Annotated in this window: 16 protein-coding genes; 5 read left to right on the top strand and 11 right to left on the bottom strand. The window is 39.6% G+C overall.

Going from position 1 to position 18344, the window contains the following annotated elements; translation table 11 throughout:
• The first annotated feature begins 33 nt into the window (after positions 1–33).
• The 4 genes from EHQ58_RS11920 to EHQ58_RS11905 are packed head-to-tail and all read left to right on the top strand — an operon-like array spanning position 34 to position 4512.
• Entirely contained in the window at positions 34–1794 is a 1761-nt protein-coding gene (locus EHQ58_RS11920) for a phospho-sugar mutase (RefSeq protein ID WP_135624108.1), read from the top strand.
• A complete protein-coding gene (locus EHQ58_RS11915; RefSeq protein WP_135624107.1) occupies positions 1791–3002 on the top strand; it encodes an aspartate aminotransferase family protein in 1212 nt (403 codons plus the stop codon). The genes EHQ58_RS11920 and EHQ58_RS11915 overlap by 4 nt, the downstream gene beginning before the upstream one ends.
• Positions 3003–3004: 2 nt before the next feature.
• Positions 3005–4087, top strand: a complete 1083-nt coding sequence (leuB, locus tag EHQ58_RS11910; RefSeq protein ID WP_135624106.1) for a 3-isopropylmalate dehydrogenase — start codon at positions 3005–3007, stop codon at positions 4085–4087.
• Between the two features lie 14 nt (positions 4088–4101).
• Positions 4102–4512, top strand: a complete 411-nt coding sequence (locus tag EHQ58_RS11905; protein ID WP_135624105.1) for a response regulator — start codon at positions 4102–4104, stop codon at positions 4510–4512.
• On the opposite strand, the gene EHQ58_RS11900 is transcribed toward EHQ58_RS11905, so the two are convergent.
• From EHQ58_RS11900 to EHQ58_RS11885, 4 genes are read right to left on the bottom strand one after another with little or no spacing between them, the layout of a single operon-like run.
• Positions 4493–5275: a purine nucleoside phosphorylase YfiH/LACC1 family protein gene (locus tag EHQ58_RS11900; RefSeq protein ID WP_135624104.1), complete on the bottom strand. Its 783-nt coding sequence runs from the start codon at positions 5273–5275 to the stop codon at positions 4493–4495. The two genes, EHQ58_RS11905 and EHQ58_RS11900, sit on opposite strands and share 20 nt — an antisense overlap.
• Positions 5268–6821 (bottom strand): hypothetical protein, encoded by a 1554-nt coding sequence (locus tag EHQ58_RS11895; RefSeq protein WP_135624103.1) that lies wholly within the window; start codon positions 6819–6821, stop codon positions 5268–5270. Before EHQ58_RS11895 ends, EHQ58_RS11900 begins: the two co-directional genes overlap by 8 nt.
• Positions 6818–7915 carry a hypothetical protein gene (locus EHQ58_RS18980; protein ID WP_135624102.1) on the bottom strand — a complete coding sequence of 366 codons (1098 nt, stop codon included), beginning with the start codon at positions 7913–7915 and terminating at the stop codon, positions 6818–6820. The genes EHQ58_RS11895 and EHQ58_RS18980 overlap by 4 nt, the downstream gene beginning before the upstream one ends.
• Positions 7916–9730, bottom strand: a complete 1815-nt coding sequence (locus EHQ58_RS11885) for an extracellular solute-binding protein (protein WP_135624101.1) — start codon at positions 9728–9730, stop codon at positions 7916–7918.
• A gap of 119 nt (positions 9731–9849) precedes the next feature.
• Between EHQ58_RS11885 and EHQ58_RS11880 the strand changes: the two genes are divergently transcribed.
• Positions 9850–11166, top strand: coding sequence for an alpha-amylase family protein (locus EHQ58_RS11880; protein ID WP_135624100.1), 1317 nt, complete (start codon positions 9850–9852; stop codon positions 11164–11166).
• On the opposite strand, the gene EHQ58_RS11875 is transcribed toward EHQ58_RS11880, so the two are convergent.
• The 7 genes from EHQ58_RS11875 to lptE form a co-directional block, all read right to left on the bottom strand.
• A complete protein-coding gene (locus tag EHQ58_RS11875) occupies positions 11156–13210 on the bottom strand; it encodes a RelA/SpoT family protein (protein ID WP_135624099.1) in 2055 nt (684 codons plus the stop codon). The genes EHQ58_RS11880 and EHQ58_RS11875 overlap by 11 nt on opposite strands.
• A complete protein-coding gene (nadC, locus tag EHQ58_RS11870; RefSeq protein ID WP_135624098.1) occupies positions 13210–14079 on the bottom strand; it encodes a carboxylating nicotinate-nucleotide diphosphorylase in 870 nt (289 codons plus the stop codon). Before nadC ends, EHQ58_RS11875 begins: the two co-directional genes overlap by 1 nt.
• A 71-nt stretch (positions 14080–14150) precedes the next feature.
• Complete coding sequence (locus EHQ58_RS11865; RefSeq protein ID WP_135624097.1) at positions 14151–15593, bottom strand: LysM peptidoglycan-binding domain-containing protein; 1443 nt, start codon at positions 15591–15593, stop codon at positions 14151–14153.
• Positions 15594–15652: 59 nt separating this feature from the next.
• Positions 15653–15988, bottom strand: a complete 336-nt coding sequence (locus EHQ58_RS11860) for an STAS domain-containing protein (protein WP_135624096.1) — start codon at positions 15986–15988, stop codon at positions 15653–15655.
• 93 nt (positions 15989–16081) lie between these two features.
• Complete coding sequence (gene tgt / locus EHQ58_RS11855) at positions 16082–17197, bottom strand: tRNA guanosine(34) transglycosylase Tgt (RefSeq protein WP_135624095.1); 1116 nt, start codon at positions 17195–17197, stop codon at positions 16082–16084.
• Positions 17197–17634, bottom strand: a complete 438-nt coding sequence (locus tag EHQ58_RS11850; RefSeq protein WP_135624300.1) for a Fur family transcriptional regulator — start codon at positions 17632–17634, stop codon at positions 17197–17199. The genes tgt and EHQ58_RS11850 overlap by 1 nt, the downstream gene beginning before the upstream one ends.
• A gap of 66 nt (positions 17635–17700) precedes the next feature.
• Entirely contained in the window at positions 17701–18258 is a 558-nt protein-coding gene (gene lptE / locus EHQ58_RS11845) for an LPS assembly lipoprotein LptE (protein WP_135624299.1), read from the bottom strand.
• Positions 18259–18344 lie beyond the last annotated feature (86 nt).

Here is an 18344-nt window from a genome sequence, read left to right as displayed (position 1 = left end):
GCAGTAGAGTCTCTATAATATAGTAAGGAAGCTATGTTGAAACCAGAAGATCACATCCAATCCTGGACGAAATCTCCTTTTTCTTCAGAAATAAAATCTGAAGCAAACCTCGCACTTGTCGAATTCAAAAAAGGAATTTCTTCTCCCCTGACCGATGCCTTTAGCATCCCCCTGGAATTTGGTACGGGCGGAATCCGTGGCAAAATTGGGAACGGCGTGGGACGCATGAACCTTTATACAGTAGGACGAGCAGCTCTTGGGTTTGTAAGACATCTCATCAAACAAAATAAAAATCCTTCGATTGTGATCGCCTATGATTCACGCAGGATGTCCAAAGAATTTGCCAATATCTCGGCTGGCATCGCGGCGAGACATGGAGTGAAGGTTAAGATTTTCCCCACAGTCACACCTACACCTTTACTCTCTTATGCGGTTCGTTACTATAAGGCTTCTGGAGGCATTGTCATAACCGCGTCTCACAATCCACCTGAGTATAACGGATTTAAAGCTTATTTGAGTGATGGAGGGCAATTAGTTCCGCCAGACGATGGTCTCATCATCAAAAACATTGAATCCATTACTGACTGGAACGAGATACAACTTGTAGATTCGAAATCCAAAGATTTTAAAGCCTTTGTCAGCAATGTCGGTAAAGATTGTTTCAAAGCATATCTCGCAGATTTGAAAAAAGCAAAATTACTTTCTAAAGCAAAACCAGCTGATAGAAAAAATCTTAGCATTGTTTATTCCCCGCTTCACGGAACGGGTGGTGAATTTATGAAGGCCACTTTAAATGAATTTGGCTATAAGTCTGTTTTTCTAGTTCCAGAACAGGCAAAACCAGACGGTGAGTTTCCCACAGTCAAGTATCCAAATCCGGAAGAAAAAGAAGCCCTTGCTCTGTGTGAAAAGTATGCCAAACAAAAACGAGCTCCCATATTTATCGCGACGGATCCAGATGCTGATAGACTCGGTGTCGGCATACGAAAGTCAGACGGTGAATATGAATACTTAAATGGAAACCAAATTGGCTCCATTATGGCAGCTTATCTCTGTGAAAAAGTCTCTACGAAAAAATCTAAAACCGTCTATCATCTGGTTAAGACAATTGTTACGACGGATTTACAGGAAGCGATTGCTAAAAAAAACAAAGTTAAGATTTCAAATGTTCTAACTGGTTTCAAATACATTGCAGAAGAAATGAAGGTGATAGATAAGAAGAAAGACCACAAATTCTTGTTTGGTGGTGAAGAATCTTATGGATACCTTCCGATCCCGTTTGTTCGTGATAAAGATTCGCTATCGAGTGCATTACTCTTTTTGGAGATTTTAGCGGAAAAAAAAGATCTTTTGAACTATTTAAATCAAATCTACCTAAAATATGGACTCTTTAGAGAAAGTCTTTTCTCTCTGACTCTCGAAGGGAGCCAAGGCCAAACAAAAATCAAAGAATCGATTGAAACTTTGCGCAAAAAAGATCTCATTGGATTAAAAATCGGAGATAGAACCGTTCTATCCGTATTTGATTATGGAAATTTGTCTACAAAAGGAAAGGCGAAGGTAAATGCATTAAAAGGAATGCCGAAATCTAACGTCATACAACTCGAATTAACTGGAGAAGCAAAGTTGACAATTCGACCTTCAGGAACAGAGCCTAAGGTCAAAGTTTACTCATCCTTTCGGACACAGGAATCTATCAAAAAGGAATCAGAAATTCCTGGAGCTTGGGAAAACCTAAAAAACGAAATTGGAATCGCCGAAAAAGAATTTTTACAATTAGCAGGGCTTATATGACGAACGGAACAAAATCAATGATAGCAGAGATTAAAGAACTCAGCGATAAATATCTATTAAATACCTACAACAAATATCCCGTTACATTTCAGTATGGTGTGGGAGAAATGTTGTATGACCAAGACAATAAGGCTTATATAGATTTTCAATCTGGCATCGCCGTAACAAATCTGGGCCATGGGGAAGCAGACATTATAGAGGCAATTCGCGTCCAAACGGACAAGATTATGCACTCCTCGAACCTATATTATTCTGAGGGCCAAGCAAAACTTGCACAAGTGATCATAGAAAATAGTGCGCCAGGGAAAGTTTTTATCTGTAATTCTGGAACCGAAGCAAACGAAGCAGCATTTAAATTGATGAGAAAGCATGGCATTGCTAAAAATTTAATGAAGCCAGTGATACTGGCATTAGATGGAAGTTTCCATGGTAGGTCGACTGCCTCCATGAGTATGACTGGAAATTCCTCCATCCGAGAAGGATTTGGTGATCTAGTTCCAGACATTCACTTCATCACACCAAATGATGAGGATTCACTCATCAGTGCTTTTGATAATTACGGTGAAAATGTTTGTGGTCTTATCATGGAGCTCATCATAGGTGAAGGTGGGATCATACCAATGACCCAGTCCTTTGTGAATTTGGCTCGCAAACTGACTGAGGAGACAAACTCACTCCTCATTTTCGACGAAATCCAAACAGGAATGGGAAGAACTGGGAAAATGTTTTGTTTTGAGCATTACGGGTTTGCTCCCGATGCGTTCACATTGGCAAAGGCACTAGGTTCCGGATTCCCTATCGGTGCTTTGGTCGTGGCAGAAGAATACACTAGTCTTCTCGGAAAGGGGGCACATGGCTCTACGTTTGGTGGAAATCACTTAGCCTGTGCGGTAGCCTATGAAACATTTAGAATCATACTTTCAAGAAACTTACTGGAAGGAATTGAGACGATTAGTACGAACATGTTTCAGAGACTAGAAACCATGAAATCTCTCTATCCTATCGTGAAAGAAGTTAGAGGGAAAGGACTGCATATTGGACTCGACTTAAACGTTCCTTCGCGACCAATCGTTGAAGAATGTTTGAAAAGAGGTCTTGTAGTCAACAGTACCGCAAACAGTGTTATCAGAATTATGCCTCCGCTGACAATTTCTTTGGAAAAGGCAGCTGAAGGCATGGATATTTTAGAATCAGTATTAAAGGGATAAAGATGAATCAAATTGCAGTACTTGCTGGAGATGGAATTGGACCTGAAGTCATGGATGTTGCACTCTCCGTCGTGGGAAAAGCTCTAGGCAATAAAAAAAATGATTTTAAATTTGAATCTGCGTTAGTTGGTGGAGCCGCAATTGATGCTACTGGCTCACCACTACCTAAGGAAACACTTGCTTTGTGTGAAAATTCGAAAGCAATATTTTTTGGATCCGTAGGCGGACCCAAGTGGGAAAAACTTCCTCCAAACCAGCAACCTGAAAGAGGGGCACTTCTTCCTCTTCGTAAACACTTTGATTTGTTTGCCAATTTACGCCCTGCTATCATCTATTCTGAATTGAAGAATGCTTCACCTATCCGCGCTGATATCATTGGAGATGGTTTAGATATTCTGATCCTTCGAGAACTTACCTCTGGAATTTATTTCGGACAGCCGAAAGGTCGAGAAGGAAGCGGACCTGAAGAATTCGCATATGATACCATGAGATACTCTCGTAGAGAGATCGAACGAATTGCACGGAAAGCTTTTGAGGCTGCCAGAAAGAGGAATAAAAAAGTCACAAGTATTGATAAAGCCAATGTTCTTACTACCTCAGTATTGTGGCGTGAAGTCGTTGTAGATCTTCATAAACGAGAATTCTCTGACTGTTCTCTGGACCATTTGTATGTTGATAATGCGGCCATGCAATTGATTGTAAAACCAAAACAATTCGACGTGATGTTATGTGAAAATATGTTCGGCGATATTTTGTCGGATGAGGCATCCATCATTACCGGATCCATTGGAATGTTGCCTTCAGCTTCTCTCTCTGAATCAGGCTTTGGTCTCTACGAACCTTCGGGAGGATCAGCACCTGATATCGCTGGCAAGGGAATTGCAAATCCGATTGCTCAAATCTTGTCTGGAGCCCTAATGCTTCGCTATTCTTTTGGATTAGAAGCAGAAGCAGTTCAAATTGAAAATGCAATCCGCACAGTTTTGAAAAAAGGACTACGGACTGGTGATATCGCAGAAGCCGGAACCACAGTTCTTAACACCAAAGAAATCGGCATAGAAATACAAAACGCCATAGGGAATTAGAAAAAGGAAATTACATGCAAGCAGGAATCGCACCTACGGGTCGCCCATATAACATACTCATTGCGGAAAATTCAAAATTTCAAGCAAAACAACTTCAACAGATTTTGGAATCGGAAGGATTTAAAATCTTAGGAATTGCAGAAACTGGCAAAGAGCTTATGAGGTTGTATAAAGAATTTAAGCAACAAGTAGATCTTATTACGATTGAGATTTTTTTACCAGAGGTGGATGGTTACGCTGCATTTTGGGAGATTAAAGAATCCGGTGTATTGCCACGTATCATGTTTATTTCAGAAGAAAACACACCAAGCGTCATTAAAATACTATTGGAAAATGGTGCAATGGAATACATGATCAAACCAATCAAACGAGAAAAAGTGCTAGAGAAAATCAAAGAGGTCTTAATTAAGATTCCCAAAGTATAATATTAATATTTCTACCTAAATCTTGGGATCTGTGACTAAAATATCGACTAGATAGAAAAACATCATTACTTTGCGGGTTCAATGGCAGCTTATTGAATTCCTTTCTTAACTTTACCAGGATTGCCTCTTTCACACCGAGCAGATAACCGAGACCAGGTGCTTCTACAACAACACCTGGAGGCATACTCATAAAGTGCTGAGCCACATCCCACTGTACCATGTAGTTTTTTTTTGATATGCAAGGTCCAATCAAAACTTGTAAGTCCTCTTCCATAAAACCTTGTCCAAGCAACCAATGGACGCATTTTTCCGATATGCCATTTAGCGCACCACGCCAACCAGCATGGAGTAAGGCTACCATGGGCTTTTGTTTGGAATAACAAAAGACAGGAACACAATCTGCAGTTCGGATAACGAGCGCCGTATTTGCTTCAAAGGTGATAAGCCCATCACCGCTTCCATCAATCTGAACCAATTCTTCTCCCTCTTTAGAGAGCAGAGACGGGGGATCAGGAAGCCATTTCGAAATTTTTCCATTCTCTACAAATCCAATATCACGATTATGGACCTGATTGAGAGAGAAAATACGATCACTTGCAATTTTTGTATATTTCGAGACGATGATATTCGTCGCAGCCGACCAACTTTCAAAGTCAGACGGGAACGAATTCCCTGGAAAAGTTTCAGTCCAGGCTGCCTTTCCTAGAGTTATAGTATGGATTCTACCGTAAGGTACTTCGATAACTTGGGAGTCTTCAATCATGCCAAAAAATCTGCTCCTTTTCTAGATCCAATTTACGTTTTAACAAATCTGTGTAAAGTAAGGAACAATCCCATCCGCTTCTTTGACACAATTTTGAAAATTTTTCTGGACGGTAATGTAACACGAATATGTTCCATGTGTAATTTCTAAATTGAAATGTGATATAAGGAAGGTTCATCTCTGGGAACCGGTCCGCGAGGACAAGCTCTATATCTCGTGCAAGAAGGCCACTCGGCTCAGCATATTTTTCATGCCCCACCCTTCCTCTCGGCTTTTGACTTTCCTGTTTTGCTAAAACTTTGTCAGTAAGACCTGATTCAGCCTCCCAAGCATATTTTGGCTTCATGAAATATATGAAATGAGCTTGAGCACCGAAAAATGCGACACGAAAATCACGTAGCGCGACTTTGTCATAGCCAATTTCCTGAATTAGCGAATCTGTATAGAATCTTCTTTCTTCTCCGACCTGATTCCAAAAGGCTTCTTTCTCATTTTCACCAACGAAAGGATCCAATCGAACTGCGAGGGAAAGTATAAAAAATAAATGAATCAGAATGAGATTGCGCTGAAAATAAATATTCCATTTCGATTTTAAATTTGATGAAATCTGCAACTCATCAGTTTTCTCTACCAACTTCAAATAAACGATCCAAGATAAATATGGCATAACAGGAAGCCAAAATCTCATCGCCATGAAATCTCCACCAATAAATAAAACATAAAAAATATAGATTAGAATGCACAAAGATCGAAAGGCAGGAAATTTTCTATAAATCTGATCGAGATTTAAAAAAATTGAATATAAAAACACTATTGTATATAAGGGATAGACTCGAAACCAATAAAACAGATACATCATTCCTTGAGAAAAATAGGCTGGCCGGTTTGCCTTCGCATAATATGTATTTGGTAAGAAATCATCGTAATAGACAAAACGTGCAGCGATGAAAAAAAGAAAAAATAGGAAAGGGAAAGCAGATTTTATTTTTCTGGTATCACTGCCTTTCTCGAATGTATACAAGGTTAAAAAAAGCATCCCTTCTGGTCGGACCAAAGCGGCTAGAAGCAGCAAATACCCAGCCCTATTATCTTTTTTTTGCCACTCGATCAGACCTATTGTCAGAAACAAAGTAAACATCATGGTTTCAAGACCTGAAGTGGCAAAAATCCATCCATGATAGAATAGAACAAAATGGATCAAATAAAGAGGCAGATTAGAAAATGGCCTCTCTTTTCGTTCAACAAAATACAAATACACAAGCAAAAAAAAATAAGAAAGGATGCCTAAGACGAGGGATGCCTTCAAAGGCGAAACTCCTATGACGAAAAAACCCGATAACAATAAAGTCCATAAAAAATTGCTATATCCTTCTACATATTCTCCTACTTGGTAGACCAAACCAAATCCTTCCGATAAGTTTCGCGCATAAGAGAAAGAAATAAATGCATCATCACATAACCAGCGCAACTTCCATGCTTCACTAAGACCTAGGAATATAGAAACGATGGCGAATATATGAAATATATTCTTGGATAAGAATTTCATTTATCTAGTTCAAAGGATCGAATAAATTCTTCGATAAGAATAATATGATCCATTTCTGGAGTTGGATTTTCTTCGGATGGTTCATATAGATAATCATCGAATAGATGAAAGTCGAAAATCTTTAAATCAAAATCGGGAAGTGTGATGATTATATTTTCCGAATGAACATCAAAAATCAATTTCTCTTCCTCTGCCAAATACTTAGTTACTTGTATCACACGATTGAAATCCACGGCGATCTTTTTCAGTTTTGATTTTGACACGACTCCAAATCGGTGAGAATCAAAATTCAGTTTCCACTTCGGGAATAATTTGTTCAAAATCGGATTTTGTTCCAACTTCTCATTTTTAATTGTAAATTCTTTTAAATGCTTTCCTGCTAACAGAGGTTGCTGGTCACACGGAGTCAAAGAAATGGTGGGGATGCGCCAAGGTGTGTTACGAACACGTAAACCCATAAAAAATCGAGTAGGAATGACAAGATCAGGAATCAGAGATTTTAATTTCCAATAGTGCAATCTTTCCAGACCCAGCCTTCTAAATTTAAATTCAATTTCATCTTGATTGGATTCTAGTCTTGTTTTTGCCTGTAAGTAGTTTTTTAAAGCGATTTCTTCCTTCTTCAAATACTTCTCAAGATCCTTTCCCACTTCCTTATATAGACTTCCAAAGATGGAATCAGATGGAAGTTTTGATTTCCCTGTCTTTACAACTTGGTTCCAAGGCAACTTGTAAACAAATTTATAGGAACCTCTGCCTATATAATTAGCATTATCAAGAGGTAAAAAATTATCTAAAAATTCCCTTCCGTATCTGTGCGTGATGCGAAACACGTGGGATACAGGAAAAGCCCATTCGTAAAATTTACGAAATGGGCCGGATTGACGCAAGACCTCATCAACAGGTAAATCCTCGAGTGGGATTGGCTCTTCTAACTCATCCTTCTCGGGATCGTGGAAGAGCTCCTTATCAAGTCCTTTCTCTAATAACTCTAGAAACTGTGGAATTTTATTCCAAGTTTGATTGGTTCCAATGAGCGAGAATACTCTCTCCCGAATGGCCTTAAATCGAGAAGGTTTTTCCCCTTCAGGCATTTATTTTTCCCACTTAACAACAGCTTTGTATTCAGGTAGGGACTCGTCTTGGTCTATCGCTTTTTTTAAACTAGAATCCATTTTTTCGTCATACCACCAATATTCTGTCGCGAAACTTTCATCTCCATATCTTCCGAGAGGAAGTTTTGGTTGACCAAATTTTCTCCAATAGAGCAACCTAACGCTTGGTAAGTGCCAGAGCAGCACATAAGGATATTCTTTATACACAATTTTATCAATTTCTTTGATGATCGCATTTCTTTTGTCAAGATTGAACTCGGTCTTCTGCTTTTCGATAAGTGAATCTACTATCGGCAATTTTAGTCCTGGCAAATTTGGCTGTCCTTCTTCGTTTGCATATTTGGAATGCCATTGCGACTCGGGATCTTTAAACACACCTGAGCCCCAGGCAGCCCATGTCATATCAAAATCATATTTATCTACCTTTGCACTCCAGGCCGCAAGATCTAAGGTATCAATGTTTGCAGAGATACCCACTTCCTTTGCTTTTTCTAAGAATACGGTAAAATATTTTTCTGTTTTCTTATCGCGATCTAGAATCGTGAACGTAAAAGGTTTACCATTTTTTTCAAGAATTCCGCTCGCATTTGGTTTCCAACCTGCCTCAGCGAGTAGCTTTCTTGCTTTTTCGATATTGAATTCTACTGGTTGGTTCGGATTTTTTTCAGATCCTAAATAATAGTCTGGGTAATAGCTATTTGTTGGATCATATTCTCCAAAAGCGAGTTTGTCGATCATGAGCTTTCGATCTACTAAGAGTGCCATCGCTTCGCGGACTCTTTTATCGGAGAAAATTTCTCTTCGTGAGTTCATTGCCCATCCCTGAAACCCTACTGGCTTTAAATTAAAAATACGTTGTTTGGCGATCCATTTGTTTTCGAATGCTTGTCCTTTCGTTTCTTCAACCCAAATATGAGCAGTGTAAACTGGATAAATATCCATATCTCCTTTTTTAAATGCTTGGAGCGCTACTGCTTCTTCATTATAAACCTTATAGACGATTTGATCAAAATTATATCTGCCTTTATTAAACGGGTAAGCCCTTTGCCAATAGTCACCTCTTCGTTCTAGTTTAATATATCGAGACTTCTTTGATTCAACAATTTTATAAGGTCCAGATACAATTGGAAACTCGAAGTTTTCTTTATTGAAATCTTTACCTTCAAAATAATGTTTTGGAAGGATAAATATGGATGATGCTATATCATTAAAATTGTTCCAATGAACTTCCTTCGCTTCAAAGGTCACAGTATAATCATCCTCCTTTATGGGCTTAGAGAAACGAGATAACGATATTCTAAAAACTGCTGTTGCATGTTTTGGATTCATGATGGTCTCATAAGTAAAAATTACATCATCCGCGGTAATGTTCCTTCCATCTGACCATTTCGCATTTCTGTCTAGGTAAAAAGTAAACTTACGCTTGTCTGGTGAAATCTTCCAACTTTTCGCAAGATGAGGAATCGTTTCCAAAGTCGTTGGATGATACGCGGTTAAAGGTTCATAAAGCGAAGTAAAAATTCGTGCCGTTGTAGTAAACTGATCAAGGTAATAATTTAGGGACTTTGGAAACTGATGCGAATAGAATCGAATCTTCCCACCCTTCACCGCATCGGGACTTACCATAGGATTTTCTTCTTTTAAGGCATCTGGTATCGTTTTAGGGTCACCTTCCCATGCGATATCTACTACCTTCGAAACTGATTCGTTAGAGGAGTCACTTTCTGAACAATGGAAGAAAAAAGCATTCAATAAGAGAGAAACAAACAAAACTTGAAAAAGAGACTTGCGCATTGAGATTCCTTTTGTCATAATTTACGTCACCGTAAATGAAACATCCCTTCCATCAAACTCGCTTATATGAGATCCACTCAAGGATTTTTTGCTTAGAGAATGAATATAGAATCGGAGAAATGAACTCTCATTTTTGGGAAATTCCAGCTGTTTCTGCCGCCAATGAAATATGGCTTATGGGAATCTGGGAAATGAGCCCTGGTTCCCGCAAAATTGCACAGTCCCATGAAGGCCTCAGAAATGAATTTAGGAGAGCCTTAACCGACGTTACTGATGAGGATATCCTCAGCTCTCCCTATGCAATTTATGACTACAAACTAAATTTGGAACTCACGAGCGATAGCGAGTTACTGCGATTTAAGGATGAGTTGCATAGACGAAATAAAAAGCTGATTCTCGATTTTGTCCCTAACCATATGTCACTTGATACTCCTCTCCTCTACACACATCCAGAATGTTTTCTAAGAGGCGAACAGGTTGACAAAAACCACTTCCAGCACAGCTCAAAATTAATCTTTGCCCATGGTAGAGATCCTTACTTTGATGGATGGACAGATACAGTTCAATGGGATTTTTCAAAACCTCAAACATTAGAACTTCATTTAACGATCCTTCTGGATATCGCTAAACTTTGTGATGGTGTTAGATGTGATATGGCTATGCTTGCTTTAGCTGATGTGTTTTTTTCCACGCATGGAAAACAAGGAATAAATTATTGGCAGGAACTTATTTCAAAAGTTAAATCGAAATTTCCAGATTTTAAATTTTATGCAGAAGCTTACTGGAATAGAGAATATGATTTACAAACAGCCGGATTTGACGGTACTTACGACAAAACTCTATATGATCGTTTAAGTCATAAAAACGGAATTGGGGTCTGTGAACATCTTGATGCAAACCTGGAATTCCAAAACAAATCAATTCGTTTTCTTGAAAACCATGATGAAGAAAGATCTGCGAAGCACTTCCAAGAAGAGAGTTTAAATTTTTTCGGTCTTCTTTGTTTTATCCCCGGTATATTGCTATATTATAATGGCCAAGAGATGGGAAACAAAATCAAATTACCAGTTCAATTAGGAAAAAGAGATAAAGAGAAAACAAAAGAACCCTACATATCTTACTATGAGCGAATTTTTAAAATACTAAATTCGCGTCCAACGATTATAGAAAGAACTATACTCTCTTATGATCTCTACGGGGACGGAAGAATCCTAGCGCATCTCCTAACTTATGCTAACACCAAAGAACTTTTGATCTGGAATCCCATGTCTTACGAGCTTTCCGGCAAAGTGATGCTAACCTCTCCTGTGGACTTCACAGGTGAACTTCGGGATCAAATTTCAAATAGTATCTTTCCAAAGCCCTCGATAGCAGATCTTGCTAATGGATTCTATTTTAAATTAAACGCAAACCAAGCTCAATGGTTCATTTTTTAACACGTTCGGCAAAAATAACACCTTCGATCAATCGTAAGTTATCTAATATTTCTTTTAGTTGGTCCAGATGATCTACTTCTAACATAAATTTTGCGGTCAGTGTGCCATTAGGGTGAGAGCTTGCTCCTGCTTCCAATATATTCGTTTCTGTATTCGAAATACACTCTACCATAGAAAGATAAATACCTTGCACATCACGTGCACGAACTTCGATTTGAACAGGAATTGGTTCCCCAGGTCCATCCCACCTAACGGGAATTGTCTTCATCCACTCCAATTGTTTATTTGCCGTATCGCAGTCTTTTTTGTGTACGCTCACTCCTCGTCCGCGTGTAATAAAACCTATAATCTCATCGCCAGGGATCGGCGTACAGCAGGAGGCAATCCTTACAGGAACATCTGTCCAACCCGCCACAGAGACTCCGAATTCTTTTTTCTCAGGTTTGTTCGGATTCGTTTTTGAAGGTTTTTTGATTTTAACCTTCTTAATTTCTTTAATCGCGTTTTCATCATAAACTTGATTTTGCTGATCTAGTACCGAAGCAATGGTTTCTCTTTGGTTCTCTTCTTGTAATTTTCTAAAATATTGTCTTAATTTTTGACGTGCTGATGGAGTTTTAACGATTCGAAGCCAGATGGGCGAAGGCTTCGCACTTTTTTCTGTGATGATCTCTACTTGGTCTCCGGATTTTAATTCAGTTCGTAAAGTCACCATACGTCCGTTTACTTTTCCACCTCTTGCATGGATGCCCACATCAGTATGAATACGAAACGCATAATCAAGAACTGTTGCTCCTTTTTGCATTTCAACAATTTCTCCCTTTGGAGTAAAAACGAAGACTTCATCCTCGTGTAAATCGTACTGTAACTCTTCTAAAAATTCTTTTGAATCGAGATTGGGATCCTGCCAAGATTTTAAGACTTCAAGCCATTTTAAGCGAAATGCATTTTCGAGTCCTGGCTGCATCGATAAACTAATTTTGGATAAATTAGATGACTCTTTATATGCCCAATGTGCCGCGATCCCATTTTCTGCGATCGCATTCATTTCCTTGGTGCGAATTTGCACCTCCATTGGTCTTCCATCTGGACCGAATACAGTCGTATGAAGGGACTGGTATAAATTCGTTTTAGGTGTTGCAATATAATCCTTAAATCGGCCCGGGATGGGTGTCCAAAGCGTATGTACGATCCCAAGAACTCCATAACAATCTTTGATCTCATTGGTTATGATTCTAACAGCACGCAAATCAAAAATTTCGGAAAATGTTTTTTCCTTAGTTACCATTTTTCGATAGATCGAATAAAAATGTTTCGCTCTGCCATCCATCTTCGCTTCAATATTGATTTCAGCTAAACGTTGTTTAAGGATGATTTTTATCTTATCGATATATTCATCTCTCTCGGATTTTTTGGCTGCAACCCGTTTCTTAATTTCTTGGTATTCTTCTGGATGTATTGCTTGAAACGCTAAATCTTCCAGTTCAAATTTAACTTTGTAAACACCAAGCCTTCCCGCTATGGGAGCATATAACGACAAAACCTCTTTTGCGATGCGCTTTTGTTTTTCTGGCGGTTGAAATTTTAAGGTTCTAACATTATGTGTTTTGTCGGCGAGTTTAATGAGCATCACTCTAACATCTTTGATCGTTGCCATGAGCATCTTACGTATGTTTTCTGCTGCTTCCGATTCTTTAGATTGTGATTTAATTTCAGATATTTTTGTCACACCCTCGACTAAATCCGCGATGTCCTCACCAAATTCCTTGGCCATGTCCTCTTTTGAATAGCTAGTGTCTTCTACGACATCATGCAGTAACCCAGCAGCAATTGCTCTTTCATCTAAACCTAGTTCATCCAAGATAGAGGCGACGTTCATCGGATGGATGATATAAGGCTCTCCCGATAACCTTTTCTGTCCCTCATGCATACGACTGGCAACATCAAATGCCTTACGGACAAGGTTCGTCTTCTCTGGTCCAAGTCTTTTGTCGATTGCTTGAAAAAGTTCGCTACTTTCTGTTATGTCTTGGTATAAACCCACTAATGAATCTCCAGGCTTATATCTAAAAATCGAACCGTATGGGTCAGATAGCCCATACTCACACCAACGGCTGAAAATTCGGAAAGTGCTTTTAATTTATCTGGAGTAATGCCTCCAGAACATTCAATTTTGATTAAGGGTGCAACATTTCGAAGTTTTAAAATCGCCTCACGAGTATCCGTAAGAGAAAAATTATCAAGTAGAATGATATCCGGTGAAGCCGAAATGGCCTCATCGAGTTGAGCTAAGCCATCAATTTCTAATTCTATTTTACGAGTAGGATGCAATTTTCGAACCATCGAGACGGCACTCTGAATGGATCCTGCTTTTGCAATATGGTTGTCTTTTAACATTGCCATTTCAGATAAATTCAAACGATGATTCCAGCCACCACCTGTATGAACCGCATATTTTGCCAACTTTCGATAACCTGGCAAAGTTTTCCGAGTATCAAGTATGACTAAATTAGGATATTCTTGAGTGACTAAGTAAGCATTTGTCGCAATGCCAGAAAGGTATTGGAGAAAGTTAAGCATGATCCTTTCCATCTTTAAAATCATGGCGAGAGAACCGGATAGTTCTCCGATCACCGAACCTTTTGAAAGTTTGGAACCATCCATTAAGACAGCATGATAGATAACTTGGTTTTCAACTCTTTGTAACAAACTATCAATGACAGCTGTTCCACATAACACGCCTTCATCTTTGGAAAGTAATGTCGCCTTGGCCTGCTCATTTTCATTAAAAAGCGAGTCTGTCGTGATATCTCCATTCGGCATGTCCTCTGCCCATGCCAATTGAACCAATGATTCAAAGTCACCTGCAGTCAGTTTAGTGACAGGTTCCGTGTATCCTCTGATTGACTCCATCGTGATCCCCCCTCCGAGCAAAAAAAAAGCTGCCCTGAGACAGCTTTTCTTACATCAATTAGACTAAAAAATTACTTCCTTGGCGGTGAGCCAATTTTACCGGATTTCGGAGGTATGTTCAGTTTCTGTCTTGGGTAAATCAGGTTCTTGTTCTTGATTTTACCACGATTTGCTTCGAAAATTCTTGGCCATAATTTTGAATCATTATAGACATCTGTTTTTTCGGCAATCCTCCAAAGGCAATCAGCTGGATTTGATTTAGAAACTGTGTATTGTTTCCATCCCTTTCCGAGATCTTTTAAATTCGAACTACCGCCTTCATTAGAGGTATCAGAAGTAACCTCAGTGGTCTCTGTAGTATCTGATTTATTACCATCTTCTTTAACGGTTGTTGCGCGATCTTTTTTCTTCGTATCGGAAGGAGTCGCAAGTCCATTCAGTTTTAGCGTTTCTACCTGGTCGATAGATATCTCAGCGAGTCGAATCGATTCCTCTGATTGGGCAAGTGAATCTTCATATTTCTCTTGCTCGTACAAATTTGAGGAGGAAGCGAGTGATTCATTCGCGGCGCCAAGGTTTTCCTGCGCGCTGCTATAAGCATCTTTTGTCGCAGGAGATTTTTGAAGTGCATCAGATTTTAGATCCGAGAAGCGAACGTTTGCATCTTCTACCACATCTCTAGCTTGGCTATTTCTGTCTTTTGCATGGTCTTTAACAGACGCAGCCAAAAGAGGAACCGAAGCTGCTCTTGCTGTTTTAATTTTTTCATCTGCAGCTTTGAGTTTACCCGCTTCAATATCAGCGTATGCTGCTTGGATGCGTGCTTTTTCTTCTTCAACGGCAGGATTGCTTCCGTTATAATATCTTCCAGCTTTCTGTAAATTGGCATCTACTTCATCCGCGGATTTACGAATCGCGTCTGATTTTTCGAGGGAAACTGCTTTCGCATCTTGTCCTGATTTTTTAGATTCAAGATAAAGGTTGTAAGCTTCCTCATATTCACCCAGCGCCTGGTCACGTTTTGCTTCTTTTGCTTTCTCATCATTTTCTTCACGGAGATAAGCAGCAAGGGAGGCATCAGCAGATGTTAGTTTCGCATCGCCCGCATTTTTCAATTCCGTTGCTTTTTTAAACTCTTCAGGAGAGGATTCAGCTGCATTTGCTTCATCGGCTGCATCCAAATTGGCAACTGCCTCTTCGCGTGTCTTTGCAGTTAGCTTTGGCAATGTTTTCTCCAACGCGTCATAGGCTTTAGAAATCGCATAATCGGCACTCTTTTTTGAATCGGAGGCTTTTTCTTCAGCCGCGTATTCGTTTGCCTGAATGAGACTTTTTTTCGCCTCTTGGAATTCGTCAGGCGAATACTCTTCAGCCTTCAATTTTTCAGCACGTTCTACTTGCGTTTTAGCGATCGCAAGCTCTTGCAATGGCAACTCCTGCCCACAGTTAACGACTGTAGACATAGCAATTGACATTGTTACAAGCAAGACAGGTGTCTTTAACTTAAGTAACATAATATACTCCTTAGTTCTTTGGGGGAAGCAAATAGAAAAGAAAGCGGATGCCTTCTTCCCTATTTGAATGCGGCAGTGGCTTCGTCTTCGTTGTCGAAGATTTCGAAAAAAGAGGTTAATTTGGTAAGTTCAAATACTTTTCGTACTGAACCTGCAACATTAATGATCTTTAAGCCACCTTGATACTTTTTCAAGTTTGATAAGCTCGAAATCAAAGCTCCAATGCCGGAGGAATCGATATAAGAAACTTTCTCTAGGTTGATAACGATGCAGTATTTCTGCTCTTCAATCAATTTTGCAATAACATCCTTAATTTCAGGAGCGTTGTAAAGGTCGATTTCCCCGTTAATGTCGAGGACTACGATTTTATCTTTTTCCCTTCTAGTGATTTCCATGTGTGTCTAGAGACTCCTCAGTGAAGCTACATTCAATGTAGAAATGACGGTACAATCACATAAAAAAAAAACAGGTACGTCAACCTAATAATTTCAGGAAGCATATAATTTTTTCCAATGTTCAGAAAAAGAGCTAAATTCCTTATTTTCAATGGATTCTCGTAACTCTGACATAAACTTTTTCATGAAATATAAGTTGTGATAGGTGGAAAGACTGAAAGCACTCAGCTCCTTCACTTTATGAAGGTGTCTAAGATACCCAAGACTGTAATTATTACAAACCTTACACTGGCATTCTGGGTCAATGGGCTGAGTAGAGAGTCTATGGCTCTCATTTCGGAGGTTTACCTTACCGTAACTCGTAAATACCTGACCATTTCGCGCATTTCTCGTGGGGAGAACACAATCAAACATATCGATGCCATTTTTAACCCCATCCAGGATGTCGACGACCGTTCCTACACCCATTAGATAATGAGGTCTAGCTGGGTCCAAATGAGGAGCCACGGCTTCCAAAATACGCACGTATTCGGGTCTTGGCTCGCCAACGGAAAGCCCTCCTAAAGCAATTCCCGGAAAGGGTAAGGACTGCAGATATTGCAAACTCTCTAATCTAAGGTCTGCTTTTGTGCCTCCTTGCACAATTCCAAAGAGGCTTTGGTCACCTGGCCTCTCTAGCCAGTAGTCAACCGAAATTTTGGCCCATCTATGTGTTCTCTCCAAAGACTCCTTGAGTCTTTCCACAGAACTTCCATAAGGCGCACAATCGTCCAGTACCATCATAATGTCAGATCCAATGCTTCTTTGGACATCAATCACTGATTCCGGAGTGAATTTATGCCTACTGCCATCAATGTGCGATTGAAACCGAACACCATCGTCTTCAAATTTAAAAAGTCCCGAAAGGGAAAAAACTTGAAAGCCACCCGAATCTGTGAGGAGGGCCCTTTGGTAGGACATAAAATTTTTTAAACCACCAAAGTGATCTAATACATCTGTACCTGGCTTTAAATAGAGATGGTAGGTATTTCCTAAAATGAGATTATAGCCAATCTCATACAAATCCTCAGATGTGAGCGATTTGACACTGCCCCGCGTTCCAACTGGCATGAAAACAGGAGTCTGAACGACATTTCCATTGATCTCAAGAGTGCCAGAACGAGCAAAACTAGTTTTGTCTTCCGTATTTACGGCAAAGTGAAATGGCACTACTTTCTTTTATTATGCTCGCAGGTTTCTACTCTCTGACAAGTGGCATAAATATTTAAACTGTGCCCGACGATGCTAAAACCATTTTTTTCAGCGGCATTTTTTTGTAAGTCTTCGATTTGTTCATCAATAAACTCTACTATACGTCCACATTGAATGCAAATGATATGATCATGGTGAGCATGCCCAATGATATGCTCATAGTATTTATAATCTTTCCCAAAGTCATGTTCTGCAAGTAATCCTGCTTCCACCATAATGGAAAGAATGCGGTAGATTGTTGCTTTCGAAATGCGATCTTGATTGTCTTTGAGTTCATCAAGAAGTCCCTCTGCCGTAAAATGGTTGTGAGAGGAAAATATTTTCTCGGCGACAAGAAGGCGTTGGTTTGTGATTTTTAATCCCTTATCTTTTAGATAATGTTCAAATGCCATCATCTCTTTTTTTGTGTCATCGTTCACCGATTGTTCTTGTGACAAAATGTTACCCCCTATCCTTCTTCCTCAATCAATCTTGCCAGCAACGGCATAATACCAAGATCTCTCAGCTTCCTCAGCGATACGGAGTGCCATGACCCGAAGCAGCCGGTTTTGGGCTTCTACCTCAGACTCCCTGTATCCAAGTTGAGGAGAAAAATAGACCCTTCCAGGTATCTCATTTCTTTCTAAGGGTAATTTCAAGCCCGAATCACTTTGGACGAGCTCAAGCCTAGTCACCACAAAGAGTTCCGAAGTCAATTGTTGGTCAGCAAGATCCATAAGGTCACCCACTTTTTGGTAATGTACGATTTCACCGTACAACCGGTAAGTAGCCTTAGACTTATCTCGAGTCGTGATAAAGCGTCCTCTCCGATCAATTTCCTCGATGACCATTTGGGTCAACCGAGTATGAAGTCCTGCTGCGTAGGTGTTATTTCTTACGTTTTGGATGTAAAGAATTCGTTTTTCGTCTGAAATGGGAACACCGTCAATCTTTGGTGGTCGACCTGGCTCTCGATTGAAAAGCGAGCATCGGGCGATAAAAAGAAGTAAGATCACAAGATAAAGGACACGAGAATACATAAAAATAGGCAAACCAACACCACATTCCTTAGTGAAACTTTACTTGGCAAACGAATTCCCCCGCGAATACTCTCCCCTAAAGCAAG

It is taken from the genome of Leptospira ognonensis (genome assembly GCF_004770745.1).
In the GTDB taxonomy this organism is placed as follows: Bacteria; Spirochaetota; Leptospiria; order Leptospirales; family Leptospiraceae; genus Leptospira_A; species Leptospira_A ognonensis.
Note: the sequence above shows the minus strand (reverse complement) of the source record. Positions and strands in the feature narration are given on the sequence as shown.